The sequence below is a fragment of the Kerstersia gyiorum genome (genome assembly GCF_004216755.1).
Taxonomy (GTDB): Bacteria; Pseudomonadota; Gammaproteobacteria; order Burkholderiales; family Burkholderiaceae_B; genus Kerstersia; species Kerstersia gyiorum.
On the sequence record NZ_SGWZ01000004.1, the window covers coordinates 269032 to 283681 of the forward strand.

At 62.5% G+C, this 14650-nt stretch carries 14 protein-coding genes; 8 read left to right on the forward strand and 6 right to left on the reverse strand.

The window, feature by feature from the left end; all coding sequences use genetic code 11:
* Nucleotides 1-118: 118 nt before the first annotated feature.
* From EV679_RS13120 to EV679_RS13130, 3 genes are all read left to right on the forward strand, one after another.
* Nucleotides 119-649 carry a TRAP transporter small permease gene (locus tag EV679_RS13120; RefSeq protein WP_127774487.1) on the forward strand — a complete coding sequence of 177 codons (531 nt, stop codon included), beginning with the start codon at nucleotides 119-121 and terminating at the stop codon, nucleotides 647-649.
* Nucleotide 650: 1 nt separating this feature from the next.
* Complete coding sequence (locus tag EV679_RS13125; protein WP_130487452.1) at nucleotides 651-1943, forward strand: TRAP transporter large permease; 1293 nt, start codon at nucleotides 651-653, stop codon at nucleotides 1941-1943.
* Between the two features lie 61 nt (nucleotides 1944-2004).
* On the forward strand, nucleotides 2005-3054 hold the full coding sequence (locus tag EV679_RS13130; RefSeq protein ID WP_130487453.1) for a TRAP transporter substrate-binding protein: 1050 nt from the start codon (nucleotides 2005-2007) through the stop codon (nucleotides 3052-3054).
* 102 nt (nucleotides 3055-3156) lie between these two features.
* Here the strand turns inward: EV679_RS13130 and EV679_RS13135 are convergent, their stop codons facing one another.
* The gene (locus EV679_RS13135; RefSeq protein ID WP_130487454.1) at nucleotides 3157-4044 is read right to left on the reverse strand and encodes a helix-turn-helix transcriptional regulator; all 888 of its coding nucleotides are present in this window, start codon (nucleotides 4042-4044) and stop codon (nucleotides 3157-3159) included.
* 140 nt (nucleotides 4045-4184) lie between these two features.
* Between EV679_RS13135 and EV679_RS13140 the strand changes: the two genes are divergently transcribed.
* On the forward strand, nucleotides 4185-5639 hold the full coding sequence (locus EV679_RS13140) for an MFS transporter (protein ID WP_130487455.1): 1455 nt from the start codon (nucleotides 4185-4187) through the stop codon (nucleotides 5637-5639).
* 44 nt (nucleotides 5640-5683) lie between these two features.
* On the opposite strand, the gene EV679_RS13145 is transcribed toward EV679_RS13140, so the two are convergent.
* The 5 genes from EV679_RS13145 to dctP all read right to left on the reverse strand — a co-directional run bounded on the left by EV679_RS13145 (nucleotide 5684) and on the right by dctP (nucleotide 9998).
* Nucleotides 5684-5986, reverse strand: a complete 303-nt coding sequence (locus EV679_RS13145) for a monooxygenase (RefSeq protein ID WP_130487456.1) — start codon at nucleotides 5984-5986, stop codon at nucleotides 5684-5686.
* A gap of 42 nt (nucleotides 5987-6028) precedes the next feature.
* Entirely contained in the window at nucleotides 6029-6961 is a 933-nt protein-coding gene (locus tag EV679_RS13150; protein ID WP_130487457.1) for a ketopantoate reductase family protein, read from the reverse strand.
* A gap of 10 nt (nucleotides 6962-6971) precedes the next feature.
* Nucleotides 6972-8291 (reverse strand): TRAP transporter large permease, encoded by a 1320-nt coding sequence (locus EV679_RS13155; RefSeq protein ID WP_130487458.1) that lies wholly within the window; start codon nucleotides 8289-8291, stop codon nucleotides 6972-6974.
* Between the two features lie 2 nt (nucleotides 8292-8293).
* Nucleotides 8294-8827, reverse strand: coding sequence for a TRAP transporter small permease (locus EV679_RS13160; RefSeq protein ID WP_068369825.1), 534 nt, complete (start codon nucleotides 8825-8827; stop codon nucleotides 8294-8296).
* A 184-nt stretch (nucleotides 8828-9011) separates the two neighbouring features.
* Nucleotides 9012-9998: a TRAP transporter substrate-binding protein DctP gene (dctP, locus tag EV679_RS13165; protein ID WP_068369822.1), complete on the reverse strand. Its 987-nt coding sequence runs from the start codon at nucleotides 9996-9998 to the stop codon at nucleotides 9012-9014.
* 490 nt (nucleotides 9999-10488) lie between these two features.
* On the opposite strand from dctP, the gene EV679_RS13170 reads away from it, so the two are divergent.
* The 4 genes from EV679_RS13170 to EV679_RS13185 all read left to right on the forward strand — a co-directional run bounded on the left by EV679_RS13170 (nucleotide 10489) and on the right by EV679_RS13185 (nucleotide 14440).
* Nucleotides 10489-11370: a SphA family protein gene (locus EV679_RS13170; RefSeq protein WP_242611491.1), complete on the forward strand. Its 882-nt coding sequence runs from the start codon at nucleotides 10489-10491 to the stop codon at nucleotides 11368-11370.
* A 368-nt stretch (nucleotides 11371-11738) separates the two neighbouring features.
* Nucleotides 11739-12527: an SDR family oxidoreductase gene (locus EV679_RS13175; protein WP_068369820.1), complete on the forward strand. Its 789-nt coding sequence runs from the start codon at nucleotides 11739-11741 to the stop codon at nucleotides 12525-12527.
* A gap of 140 nt (nucleotides 12528-12667) precedes the next feature.
* A complete protein-coding gene (locus tag EV679_RS13180) occupies nucleotides 12668-13912 on the forward strand; it encodes a styrene monooxygenase/indole monooxygenase family protein (protein ID WP_127774476.1) in 1245 nt (414 codons plus the stop codon).
* A 12-nt stretch (nucleotides 13913-13924) separates the two neighbouring features.
* On the forward strand, nucleotides 13925-14440 hold the full coding sequence (locus tag EV679_RS13185) for a flavin reductase family protein (RefSeq protein ID WP_238591339.1): 516 nt from the start codon (nucleotides 13925-13927) through the stop codon (nucleotides 14438-14440).
* Nucleotides 14441-14650 lie beyond the last annotated feature (210 nt).

Consider the following 14650-nt stretch of genomic DNA (forward strand, 5'->3'; position numbering starts at 1 on the left):
TGGCGATCGCGGCCCCGTCCCTGGGGCTGCGCTGGCCGGTCCGGCATGAAAAAAAGACAAGCAGCGGATCGACCGTGCCGGAAAGAGCACGGCAGGCGCTGGAGACAGAGGAGTTCTTATGCAAGACACTGACTTGCCTGTGATGGCCGTTGCCCGTTCCAGGGGGCCGGCCAGGGTGCTGGAGGCCATCCTGGACTGGGTGGCGGGCACGCTGCTGTTCATCATGATGATGGTCACCACGGTAGACGTGGTCGGTCGTTATTTCTTCCATTCTCCTTTGCATGGCGCCTACGAGGGCAACGAGCTGCTGCTGGGCGTGCTGGTGTTCACCGCCTTGCCACGCGTTACCTGGCACGGCACGCACCTGACGGTATCCATGGTGGACAGCTTGTTGTCCGCGCGGGCGCGCTGCTTCAAGCAAGGGCTGCTGGACTGGGTGTCCGGGGGCATCCTGGCGGTGCTGGCCTGGCAGCTGTACCTGCATGCCAGCGGCATGGCGGAGTTCGGCGACCGCAGCAATGCGCTCGACCTGCCGCTGGCGCCGCTGGCCTGGCTGATTGCCGCGCTGACCGCGTTGGCCGCACTGGCGGCGCTGCTGCGGCCGTTCTTCTTCCGCCTGGCGGACGCTGAAACTCAAAAGGGAGCCTGAGATGCTCATATCCCTGATCGGGCTGCTGGCCCTTCTGATCTGCCTGTTCATCGGCCTGCCTATCGCCTGGGGCATGATGCTGGTAGGCGTACTTGGCTTCAGCTATTTTGCCGGCCTGGAAGCGGCGCTGTCCATGGCGGCGCAGCTCAGTTTCGATACCGTCATGAGCTACAGCTTCACCGTGCTGCCGCTGTTCATCCTGATGGGCAACCTGGTCAATGCTTCTGGCCTGTCTAATGACTTGTACCGTGCGGCCTATGCGTTCATCGGGCATTTCCGCGGCGGACTGGCGATGGCGACCATCCTGGCCTGTGGCGCCTTCAGCGCACTGTGCGGCTCCAGCATGGCGACGGCGGCGGCCATGGGGCGTGTGGCCATGCCAGCCATGCGCCGCTACCAGTACGACGACAGGCTGGCCACGGGCAGTATCGCCGCCGGCGGCACGCTGGGTATCCTGATCCCGCCCAGCGTCATGATGGTGGTGTACGGCATCCTGACCGACACGGACATTGGCAAGCTGTTCGCCGCCGGTTTCCTGCCCGGTATCCTGGCCATCCTGATGTACCTGCTCACCATCGTCATCATCACGGCCATCAACCCGGCGCTGGGCAAGCCGGGTGAATGCACCTCCTGGCGCGAACGCCTGTCGGCGGCCAAAGGCGTCATCACCATTACCGTTCTTTTCGTGGGCATCATGGGCGGCATCTACGGTGGCGTGTTCACCCCCACGGAAGCGGCAGGGGTGGGCGCATTCGGCACGTTTCTGATGACGCTCTACCGCCGTGGCTGGAAGCCGCGTCTGTATCTCACCGTCCTGATCGAGGCGGCGCAGACGACAGCGGTGATGTTCGCGCTGGTGATCGGGGCGCTGGCCTTCAACAACTTCCTCAATGTGGCTGGCCTGCCTGCCGGATTGCAGGACTGGGTACAGGGCATGGACGTGCCGCCGCTGGTGGTGATCCTGGCCATTTGCCTGATCTACCTGGTGCTGGGGTGCTTCCTGGAAACCATGTCCATGGTACTGCTGACAGTGCCTATCTTCTTTCCGGTAGTGGCCGGGCTGGGCTACGACCTGATCTGGTTCGGCATCATCGTGGTCGTGGCGGCGGAAATCAGCCTGATCACGCCGCCGCTGGGGCTGAACCTGTTCATGATCAAGAACATCATGCCCGAGATCGGCCTGGGCACGCTGATACGTGGCGCCATCCCCTTCGTGCTGGCCGACATCACGCGGCTGCTGATCCTGATCCTGGTGCCGTGGATCATCCTGGCCCTGCCCAACAGCATGGGCTGACCCCCGACGATTTCTGTTTCCGCATGCGCAAGCATGTGTCCTTCCCCCTCTGGAGAAAGCCATGAAGCTATCCAAAATCCTCTGTCTGGGCGCGGTCTCCCTGGCGGCCGCCTTTGCCCCGCTGCGCGGTGCCGTCGCCCAGGAAGTCCTGCGTTTTTCCAACTGGTTGCCGCCCACGCACTACATCGTCCAGGAAATGCTGATTCCCTGGGCGGCGGATGTCGAACAGGCAACCGAAGGCCGGGTGAAAGTCGAGTTCATCAATGCGCTGGGCAAGCCGCCCGCCCACCTGGACCTGGTGCGCAACGGCGTGGCGGACATGGGCATGTCGGTGCACAGCTATACCGCCAACCGTTTCCCGCTGATCGAATTTGCCGAACTGCCCCTGACCACCGAAGACGGCGAGGTCAATTCGGTGGCCTACTGGCGTACCTATGACAAGTTCATGAAGGATGCCGGTGAGCACCGGGGCGTCAAGCTGCTGGGGCTCTGGACCAGCCCGGCCACGGTCATCTTTACGACCAAGGAGTCGCTGGACGGGCTGGATTCGCTCAGGGGGCTGAAACTGCGTTCCCCCAGCCCGCTGTTCGATACCATCGGCCAGAAACTCAACTTCGTGACGGTCAATGCGCCGGCTTCGGAAAGCTATGAAATGCTGTCGCGCGGCGTGATCGACGGAATGTACTTCCAGTACGACCAGATCGAGAACTTCAAGCTCGACCGCCTGATCCGCAGTGCCCTGCAGGCGCCGGGCGGCTTTGGCAAGAGCAGCCAGTACATGTTCATGAACGAGCGCAAATGGAACCGCTTGTCGGAAGCGGACCGCGCAGCCATCGAAAAACTGTCGGGTGAACATATCGCCCGCGCGTTTGGCGGCAAGTGGAACGAATCCGAGCAGCAGTCCATCAAGCGCCTGGCCGAGGCAGGGCTGAAGACCACCAAGCTGGAAGGCGCGGAACTGGAAGCCTTGCGCGGACGCCTGCAATCCATCGAGGACGACTGGATTGCCACGGCAGACAAAAAAGGCGTGGATGGCAAGGCGGCGCTGCAATACTATCGCGAGCAGATTGCCGAGCTGGAAAAGGAAAAAGCGGAAAAATCCGGTTCCTGATCTGGCTGCAACCCGGAAAAACAGGCCAGACCTATGAACGGCCCCCTGAAAGTTGAAAACATCACCAGCCTTCAGGGGCCGTTCACACATACGGCCTGTTTTTTATTCGCAGCCAGCTTGCGCTGAAGACAAGGCTGATGGCATGCGGGGTGCCGGCTTGGATAGCGTCCCTGATGGCAGACCTGATGCCGGGACCGAAGCCGCCATCTCCCGTTGGCGGGCGTAGACGACCAGCCTCAGATGCCGGTCGGCGTCGATGGTCAGCATGGTGTGTTCATAGGCCTCGGCCTTGCCATCCAGCATCAAGGTACGCACACCATCGCAAGGCGCATGCACATCGTGCTGTTGCCACCAGGTCTTGAAATCCGGCGATATTCTTTCCAGTTCGTCCACCAGGCCGGTGGTATCGGCATCCCGGGTGGCGCGGACATAGTCGCGGCGGAAACTTGACAGCATCAATGGCGCCTGCGTTGTCCAATCGACGAGGCGGGCCTGCAGCAGCGGGTCAGCAAACAGCAGCCACAGCAGATTGCGCCGCTCGGGCGTATGGCGGCCGAAACCGAATAGCACATCGGCCGGCGCATTGAAACCCAAGACATCCCAACGAAGATTCAGTACGAAAGCCGGATGGGGCAGGTCGTGCATCAGGCGTCCTACCAGTGGCGGCAGCACGCACCAGGTTTTTCCGGGTTCCGCGGGCGGCCGTTCATGGGCCAGCAGGAACAGGTGGCGGCGTTCGGCTGCGTCCAGTTTCAGTACCCGGGCCAGGTTGTCCAGGAAATTGGCAGACACACCGATGTCGCGGCCTTGTTCCAGCCAGGTATACCAGGTGAGCCCGACCCCGGCCAGCGCTGCGACTTCTTCGCGCCTGAGCCCGGGCGTACGGCGGCGCGCCCCACTGGGCAGGCCGACATCGGCGGGTGTCAGACGTTCGCGGTGGGCGCGCAGGAAGGCAGCCAGGTCGGTACGGGTTCGTTCCAGGGTTCGCATTCGTGGTTCCGGTGAATGGCGGGAAGGCTGCACTGACAGTCAGCAGGCTGACCATCACTATAGGTAATAGTATAAATGGTTAAATTGTAATGGCTTAAAAAGCATCCGAGAATGGCGTTTCATATTACTGGATACGCAAGATGAACTCGGATACCTCTTGGCCTGCTTCACCGGCACGTGCCGCCGATGGTCCTCCCTGGCTGGGGTTGGCCGTGCTGTTGCTGGCGGGCTTTGTCACTATTTTCGACCTGTTTGTGGTCAACGTCGCCATTCCCGCCATGCAGTCCGGGCTAGGGGCAAGCCTGGCTCAGATCGGCTTTGTCGTGGCAGGCTACGAACTGGCATTTGGTGTTCTGCTGATCACTGGCGGGCGCCTGGGGGACCTGTTTGGGCGCCGTCGTCTTTTCATGGCGGGCATGGTGAGCTTCACCCTGGCTTCAGCCCTGTGCGGCCTGGCGCCGGACGCTGCATTCCTGATCGGTGCACGGGTGCTGCAGGGGCTGGCAGCCGCACTGCTGTTTCCTCAGGTTTATGCCTCTATCCGAGTCAACTTCGAGGGCGATGACAGCCGCCGCGCCTTTGGCCTGTTGGGCATGACCCTGGGTCTGGCAGCCATTGCAGGGCAGGTGTTGGGCGGATGGCTGGTGCATGCCGATCTGTTCGGTTTGGGTTGGCGCAATATTTTTCTCATCAATATCCCCATCGGTGTCTTTGCCATTGCAACAGCCCGCTTCATTCCCGAGTCCCGCGCTGCGCAACGCCCCTCGCTGGACTGGGGCGGGGTCGTACTGGTGAGCGCAGGGCTGACATTGCTGCTGGTGCCGCTTATCGAAGGGCCGGCGCAGCACTGGCCGGCCTGGAGCCTGCTTTCGTTCGCGCTTGCCGTGGCATTGCTGCTGTTGTTCCATCGGCAACAGGAATGGCGCCGGGAGGCGGGCGGGTTGCCATTGGTGGACATGCGGCTGCTGGGGCAGCGCCGCTTTGCGCTGGGCGCATTACTGGTGTTGCTGATCTATTCCACGGCCAGTTCATTTTTCCTGTGTTTTGCGTTACTGGTGCAAAACGGGCTGGGCCTGGACCCTTTCGTGGCGGGCAGCATCTTCGCGCCTTGCAGCGTGGGCTTCGTGCTGGCATCGCTGGCTGCCCCAAGGCTGGTCGCTCGCTGGGGAACGCCAGCCATAGCTGCCGGGGCGCTGGTGTATGCCATGGCCATCGGTGTGCTGGTGTTGCAGGTGGGCCAGGCTGGTGCCGCCCTGGCGCCGGCCTGGCTGATCCCGGTGCTGGTGGTGCTGGGCGCGGGGCAGGGGCTCATCATGACGCCCTTGTTGAACCTGGTGCTGGGGTTTGTCGACGCAGCCCAGGCCGGCATGGCGGCAGGAGTGATCTCAACCGTCCAGCAGGTGGGTGCGGCGCTGGGAGTGGCGGTGGTAGGCATGTTGTTTGGCGCCGCGCTGGCCGCTGATCATACCGTGGGCGGAGCAGCCGGCCAGTATGCGACGGCCTTCGTTGCCGGCATGCGCTACAACCTGGTGGCGGCCGTGCTGGTTTGCGTACTGTTGCTGATGCTCGCGAAAATCCGGCAGCCCCGGGACTGAAGGCTGCCGGATAGGGGCAGATCATGCACTTTAGATCCGGCGCTTCAGATCGGCGCGCGATCCAGCAAGGACAAGCCGGGATTGACGGCGAATATCTTTGCATTCACCTGCGCGATACCGAAGGAACGCAGCCGGGCCGCATGCATGTCCAGGTAGGCCTGGGCGCTATTCTGGTCCTCGAATAGATAGATGCCGCCCGCTTCGCCGGTGTCCGGGTTTTCCGTCCAGATTTTCCAGATCAGGCCGGGTTCGGTGGCGATGGAGGCAGCCAGATCGGTCATGGCGGCAGTCATGGCTGCTCCCCAGGGGCCGGGATAAGGAAAGTCGACTTGCAGGAGATAAGGCATGGAAAGCGAGTCCGTGGTGAATGAGGAAAGCCGGGGCCGGGTCTAGGCGGCCCAGTGGTCGTAGTTTTCCAGGCAGCGTACCAGATGCGCCGCCCATTCCGTCGCTGGTGCCGGAATGTGCAGTGCCTGCCCGGCGCGCACGATGGCGCCGTTGATGGCTTCTATTTCAGTAGGGCGCCGGTTGAAGACGTCCGTTGCCATGGAAGGGACGTGGCCCCTGGTTTTCTCGGCGACATGCAGGACATGCTGCAAGGCAGCCTGCCGGGAAATGCCCAGTCCCTTGGCATTGGCGATATCGGCGGTTTCATAGACGATGCTTTCCAGAATCCGCCGGGTGCCGGGATGGTCCACCACATGCCCGACGTTCTGGCGGGTGATGGCGCACAGGCTGTTGAGCGAGGCATTGACCAGCAGTTTCATCCAGACGTCCCGTTCCACCTGGTCGGAAATCACGGTTTGCAGCCCGGCCTGGTTCATCAGCTGGCAAAGTTCCTGCAGGCGCGCATCGGGCTGGTGGGTCAAGGGCCACATCGCCGTGTGCAGGTTGAGGTCGCAGGTGACGTGGATGTGGCCTGGGCCGACAAGGTCGCTGGTCAGCGTGCTGAACCCCTGGACAATCTGGGCTGGCGCAAGCAATTCGCGCATCACTTCGATATTGCCCAGACCGTTCTGCAGGCTGATGACCTGGGTGTCCGGCGTGATGGCCCGCTGCAGACCATCGAGCAGGGCAGCTCGAGTGTGGGGTGATTTGACGAACAGGATGACGGCATCCATTGCGGGTACGGCGGAGGGATCGCTGGTGGCGGTAACCTCGGCGATTTCGTCCTGGCCGGAGAAACTCATGCGCAGGCCATGTGCACGCATGGCGTCGACGTGGGCCTGGTTGAGGTCGTAAAGGATGGGCTGGCAGGTGCGGGCGAGCAGGCCTCCGAAGAGGCTGCCCATCGCGCCTGCGCCGATGATGGCGATTTTCATGGTTTAGGCGCTAGTTGATGAGGTTGGGCAGCCCGGTGGCGATGCCGGGCAGCAGGAAGACACTGGCAAGGACGACGATCTCTATCACCAGGAAAGGCACGGCTGCGCGGTAGATCTGCGGTAACCGTATCGACGGCGGCACCACACTTTGCATGACGATCAACAGCAAGCCGAAAGGCGGCGTCAGCAGGCCGATTTCGAGCGCGATCAACATCATCACGCCCAGCCAGACCGTATCCACGCCGGCGGCCAGGGCCAGCGGCATGAAAAAGGGAAGGGTGATCATCATCATGCTGATCTGATCCAGCACGGTGCCGATCACCAGCAGGACCAGCAGCATGCAGATGACCAGTATCGCAGGCGAGAGGTTCATTTCCTTGATCAGGCCCAGGAAGCCCGTGCTGGCGCCGGAGAAGCTCAGCAGCTGCGCGAAGGTGGTCGAGGCGGCCAGAATGAACAGGATCACCACCGAAACCTTGGTGGTTTCGATCAGGCTCTTCCACAGCGCCTGCAATGAGAAGGCGCGGTAGCAGAAGGTGGCCAGCACCGAGGCCAGCACGCCAATGGCGGCGGATTCCGTTGGCGAGGCCCAGCCGGCCAGCATGGAACCCACCACGGCGATGAAAATACCCAGCAAAGGCAGCACGTTCTTGACGAAGGGCAGCCATTTCTGCATGCCGGACAGACTGGTGCCGTCCTTATCCGACGGGGGCGCATCCTGCGGGCGCAGGCGGCTGCGGATGATAACGTAGCCGAGAAAGCCGATAGCCATCAGCATACCGGGCAGGATGCCGCCAATCAGCAGCCGTTCGATGGAAATTCCGGCCAGGCTGCCCAGCATGACGGCCAGTGCCGACGGTGGAATCAGCATGGCGATGCCACCTACTGCCATGATAGGCCCCATGGACATGGTGGGGTGATAGCCGCGCCGCATCATTTCCGGCATCATCACGCCGCCCATCATCGCGGTATTGGCGATAGAAGAGCCTGACAGGGTGGCGAATGTGGTGCCGCCCAGGATGCTGACGATGGAAAGTTTGCCGGGGACCTTGTCTATGGCTTTTTCAATGGAATCAATGGCCTTGAAAGCCAGCCCGGTATGAAACAGCACTTCGCCCATGAGGACGAACAGCGGGATGGGCGTGAGGGAAAAACTGACCAGCGATGAGGTGGTGTTGCGTACCCATTGGCCCAGGCCGATTTCACCGCCCAGGAAGGTAAAGGCGCCGATCAGGTTGACGGCCAGGAAGGAGAAGACCACCGGTGCGCCGATAGCCATGAAGAAAAATAGTGTGCCCAGCATAAGGGCCAGTGCGTAATACCAGTCCATGATCAGTTTCCTTGATGGCGCAGTGCTTGCAGGGACAGGTAAAGGCGGCGCAGGAATTCGATGCAGAGCAGTGTGGCGCCGAACAGCAGCGGCAGGTTCAGCCACCACTCGGGAAAGATGATTTCCTTGAAGACCAGGTTGCCCTGGGCGGCGGCATCCAGCGCCACCAGCAGCGATTGCCAGGCCAGCACCGCGCAGACGACCGCGCCGATGAAATTACACAGCACTTCGCAAAGCTGGGCCGTCAGGCGCGGCATCTTGGAGACCAGGACGTCGATGCGGATGTGGCCGCCCTGGTACAGCAGCCAGGGGGCCGCCACGAAGGTAGCGATCATCAGCATGTATTCCGAGATTTCCACGCTGGAAGGCAGCCAGTTCAGGCCGAGGTTGCGCAGGATGACGTCGCAGCCGATGAGCAGGGCCATCAGGCCGAAGGTCAGTGCGCCGACCGCGCCGCAGGCGGACATGAGCAGCAGGTAGGCATGGGCCAGTGGCGAGCGCGGCGGCTCCTGGCGGTCTATGGCAGGGGTGTGCATAAGGAGCCCTCTTTGGGGTAGCAACGGCAGCGCGATGGCCTGCACGGGGAAACAGGTGAACGGGTGAGTGGGGGGGCAGGCGCGCCAGCCGTGCCAGTACCCCTGAAGACGGCGCGTGCCGGAGAGGCGTACTGGTGTGTTTTATTGGTGCGGCCCGCTGGGGCCGCGTGCTGGGGTTGCGTGTTCAGGGCTGGCTGTCGCCGTGCCCGAACAAGCGTTCGATTTCCACCGCGTGGCGTGAGCCTGTCTTGGCAATACCGTCCCAGCCAGCCTTGTAGGCCACCGCACGCATGGCCTGTGCTTCCGCTTCCGGCAGGGTGATGGTCTGCACGCCGGCCTGGGCCTGGCGTTCTTTTTCCTGGATCGCCAGGGTCAGGTCTTCCTTATTCAGGGACTCAACCCATTCCACCTTTTCCTTCAGGAAGTTCTTTTGCGCGTCATCGAGCTTGTCCCAGCTTTTCTGGTTCATGAACAGGCTGACTTCGACGTTATAGAAACCAGGTTCGATGCGGTATTTGGTCTTTTCCTGCCAGCCCAGGTCCAGCACGCCCACCGAAGGCCAGCCATAGCCGTCCACCACGCCGCGCTCCAGCGCGGTATAGACCTCGCCGGGTGGAATCTGCAGCGCCGATGCGTTGACGGCACGGAAGAACGCCAGATAGGTCGGCACGCTGCGCAGTTTCAGGCCCTTGAGATCCTGGACGCTATTGACGGGCTTGTTGCTGTAGATGTGGTACTGCAAACCGTCGGTCAGGCGTGCCAGCCACAGCATGTTGGCCTTTTCGCGGTGGATCTGGTCCATCAGCGCATGGCCGCCGTTGGCCCGCAATTCCTGGATGGTTTTGTCCGTCAGCGTCATGGCCAGGGCTTCGGGCACCATGTTGGCGTGGAACACGGCAGAACTATTGGCCAGATCGACCACCCCGGCGCGCACGGCGTTGCCGACCTCGAAGGTCGGGATGGCTTCCGGCCCGCCGATCATCTGGATCTGCAGGATGCCTTTGCCGTCTTCATTGACCTTGTCGACGAATACCTTGAAGCGGTCGGTGAAGAAGGTGTCGGTATTGAAGGCACTGACGGCCTTCAGGGTGGTTTCGGCAGCCTGGACAGCCAGGGAGTGACAGGCCAGCAGGGTGGCGGCCAGCGTGAGGGCGACGTGTTTTTTGCTCATGATGCGAGATTCCGTGAAAACCGCTGGGGAAGAACTGCGTCGTGCATGCCAGGACACCGGCTAGCCGGGGTGCTTCACGCCCGTGATGGATTTAATTCCATATTGAATATTTTATTTATCAACATATCTATCTGGGCATGATGGGAAACCATTAGGCGTATGCCCTGATGGCGCAGGCGAACCGCGCCTGCGCCTGCCGGCGCAACGCCCGGGGTTTTCCCTTGAAACGTGATTTCCTTGCGCGAAATGGATGATGCCTGCGCGAAATGGATAGCTGCCGCCAGGGCGCTTTTCTAGCATTGCCGCCATCGGCCTGAACAAAAAAACAGGCGCAGCCGCCGTGCCCCTACCGGCAGGCGGCCCAGGCCGGAGCCCGTCACCAGGCATGGGGCTGGCGCGCGACACAGGCCGTACCGACCCGCAGCAGGCGGGCGGCCAAAGACAACAACCGGAGACATACAGCATGCGGAACAAAGGAAAACAGGCAGGGATGCGATTGGCCGTATTGGGCCTGTTCTGTGGCGCCCTGGCGGGCGGAGCGGCCAACGCCACGGAAGGCGGCGGCTTGCCCGTCTATGCCGATGGACTGGAAAATTTCATGTCGGGCGCCTTGCCGCCCCCCGGCGTGCACTGGCTGTCCTATGCCGGCGCGCTGCACTATGACAAGGTAAGGGATGCCTCGGGGGACCAGATTCCCATCCCCGGTTTCAAGGTCAATGTCGGCGTGATTGCTCCGCGCCTGATCTGGGTGACGGAGCAGAAGGTAATGGGCGGCCAGCTGGCCTTCCACGTCATTGCCCCGTTGCTGACCGTCAAGGCCGAAGCCATGGGCGAGAGCCAGCGCAAGAGCGGGTTGGGCGACATCGTATTCGGGCCGGCGCTGGGTTACCACCCCAGCGAGCGCCTGCACTATGTGCTGGGCCTGGACGTCTATGCACCGACCGGCCGCTACCGCAAGGAAGATTCGGCCAATCTGGGGCGTAACTACTGGGCCTTCCAGCCGGTCGCGGCGGTGACCTACATGCAGCCCACGGGCCTGAATATAGACACGAAGTTCATGTTTGATGTGAACATGGAAAACAATGACACCGACACCCGCTCGGGCAATGCCCTGCATGTGGACTATGCCGTGAGTTGGGGTTGGGGCAACGGCCTGGTGACCGGCGTGGGCGGCTACTGGTATCGCCAGTTAGGCGACGACCACGGCCCCAATGCCGGCCCGGGCAAGGCTCGCGCCTTCGCCATTGGTCCGAGCCTGCGCTACGCCAACGACAAGGGTTTCATGATCACCGCCAAATGGCAGACTGAAATGGGCGTACGCAGCCGCCCGGAAGGCAGTGCGTTCATGCTCAAGGCATCGCTGCCATTCTGAGATCGGTAACACCGCACGGAAGCGTACCGGCAGGCCCTTTCTGGGGCCTGTTTTTTGTCGCCGGGCCGCCCCAAGACAAAAATGCCCCCTCGGGGGGCAGCAAGCCGAAGGCGCAGCGTGGGGGCGCTTTTTTTGCCGGGCTGCCCCAAGACAAAAATGCCCCCTTGGTCTAGGGGTTTCCCCCTGGAAAGCCGCTTGCAGACTCATTTTTATGCACGAAACGGATGCTGGCTGCACAGGGTGGATAGCAGGCGGCGCCGCTCGCTTCTAGCATGGAAACCACAGGCGGAAAAGTGTTGCTGGCGGGGGGCGAACCCCGATGTCCTTGCGGGCAACCGGCAGCAGGCACGACATAACAGGAGACAGACATGAAAGGTTTGCAAGACAAGGTGTATCTGGTGACGGGCGGCGCAACGCGCATCGGCGCGGGCGTGGCGGAAGTTCTGTTGGGCTATGGTGCCCGTGTGGCAATTTTCGATATCGACGCCGAAGGCGGCCGGCGTGCTGCCGGCAACGATGCGGCGCGTGCGGTGTTCCACCAGGTGGACATCACGGATGACGCCGCCTTGCAGGCAGGCATGGCAGCAGTGGCTAGCCATTTCGGCCGGGTCGATGGCCTGGTCAATCTGGCGTGTACGTATCTGGATGACGGCCCGGCGTCGAACCGTTCGGACTGGCTCAAGGCGCTGGACGTCAACGTCGTCAGCGCCATCCAGGCGGCACTGGCGGTGCGTCCATACCTGCAGCGCCAGCAGGGCGGCGCGATCGTCAATTTCACGTCCATTTCCTCCAAGGCCGCGCAGACCGGGCGCTGGCTCTACCCGGTGTCCAAGGCGGCACTGCTGCAGGCCACGCGCAATATGGCCCTGGATTTTGCGGCAGACGGTATCCGCGTGAATTCAGTGTCGCCGGGCTGGATCTGGTCTCGCGTCATGGATGAACTCAGCGGCGGCGACCGCGCCAAGACGGATCGCGTCGCCGCGCCGTTCCACATGCTGGGCCGGGTCGGCAATCCGGCCGAAGTCGGCGAAGTCGTGGCCTTCCTGTTGTCCGATGCCGCGTCCTTCGTCACTGGCGCTGATTACGCCGTCGATGGTGGTTACTCGGCCATGGGGCCGGAGCAGGGCAAGCCGGCCATCCCCTTGCTGGCAGGCTGAACCTTTTTCCCATCGGTGTGGCGCGGGCCATTCGCCAAGCACCATCACAAGTTGAGCAGTCAGGCTCCGTGCCGCTGGCGGCGGCGCGGATAGGGCCAGTTCGTCCGTGATCTGGCCAAAAAAAACATCAGGAGAAGACAATGCGCAAAGTTGCAATCATCGGCGGTGGCCAGGCGGGCATGCCCGTGGCATTCGGGCTGCTGCAGCGGGGCTACGAAGTTTCCGTCTATACGAACCGTACGCCGGACGACATCCGCAATGGCCGGGTGATGTCCAGCCAGTGCATGTTCGCCAATGCGCTGGACGTGGAGGCCGGCCTGGGCATAGATCATTGGGCGGCGGACTGTCCGCCCGTGGAGGGCATCGGCTTTGCACTGCCCGACCCTGAACACCCCGGCCGCAAGGCGGTGGACTGGAGCGCACGCCTGGATCGCGTGGCGCAGGCCGTCGACCAGCGCGTGAAGATGCCCGCCTGGCTTGAGGAATTCGCCCGCCGCGGCGGCAACCTGGTGATCGAGGACGTGGGCGTCGCCGAACTGGAGCGTATCAGCGCCGAACACGATCTCACCATCCTCGCGGCAGGCAAGGGCGAGGTCGTGAAGCTGTTCGAGCGGGATGCCAGCCGTTCCCCCTATGACAAGCCGCAGCGCGCGCTGGCGCTGACCTACGTGCATGGCCTGAAGCCGACGCCCGACTACTCGCGCGTGTCCTTCAATTTCGTGCCGGGCGTGGGCGAGTACTTTGTGTTTCCGTCACTGACGCTCTCAGGCCCTTGCGACATCATGGTATTCGAAGGCGTGCCGGGCGGCCCGCTGGACCGCTGGCGTGATGTACAAGGCCCGGCCGACCACCTGGAACGCAGCCTGGATTTCCTGCGCACCTTTCTGCCCTGGGAAGCCGAGCGCGCCCGCAATGTCGAGTTGACTGACAGCATGGGCTATTTGTCCGGCGCTTTCCCTCCGACTGTGCGCAAGCCGGTGCTGACCTTGCCGTCGGGCCGCATGGTGCTGGGCATGGGCGACGCGGTAGTGGTCAACGACCCGATTACCGGCCAGGGCTCCAACAATGCTGCCAAGGCCGCCAAAGTCTATCTCGATGCCATTCTGGCACGTGGCGAGCAGGCCTATGACCGTGCCTGGATGGAACAGGTCTTCGAAACCTACTGGGATTATGCCGGCAAGGTGGTGGAATGGACCAACTCCATGCTGGCGCCGCCGCAACCTTCGGCCCTGAGCCTGCTGATGGGCGCGCAGGCGCATCCCGCGCTGGCGCATTTCCTGGCCAATGGCTTCAATCATCCGCCGCGCTATTTCCCGGCCTGGACGGATATGGCCGCAGCGGAAAAACTGATCAGTGATTGCGCCACCGGACGCATTGCTGCCTGAAGGAGAAACACCATGTCTATGTCTTCCATCCAGGAAAAGCCGGCAGTGCTGCTGGACAGCCGTGCATTTCGGCAGGCGCTGGGCCATTTCCCCACCGGAGTCGCGGTCGTTACGACGCGTGGTTCCGATGGGCGGCCGGTCGGCCTGACGATCAACTCGTTTTCCTCGCTGTCGCTGGATCCTCCGCTGATTCTGTGGAGCCTGGTGAACCATTCCCCCAGCCTGGATATTTTCCTGAACTGCGATCACTTCGCCATCAACATCATGAGCGAGGCGCAGGCCGAGTTGGCGTTGAACTTTGCCAATCCGAAGGTGGAAGACAAGTTTGCCATGGCCGCTCACCAGGATTGCGAGGAAGGGATTCCCCTGATCGACGGCTGCAGCGCCCGTTTTGTCTGCGAGAATTATCAAAGCCACGAAGGGGGTGACCACCGGCTGTTCATCGGGCGGGTATTGCGCCATGAGGCCGATGGTCATGCGCCCGCGGTGTTTCACCAGGGACGCTTCACCCGGCTGGCCATGGCATGAACGCGCTCCCGGGTGAATCAAACGGCCAGGGCGGCACATGCGGCCCTGGCGACGCTGCCCCTGGCTGCTGTCCCTGCGGTTCGCGCAGCGGCGCAGTGCCGTATCAGGCCGGGGGAGAGGCTTGAGGAGCTTTTCGCATCGTCAGCAAGCAGCGCCGGCCCCTGGGCCGGTGTTTGCATATATTGCGCAGCACCCGGGCGGGCGCTGCAA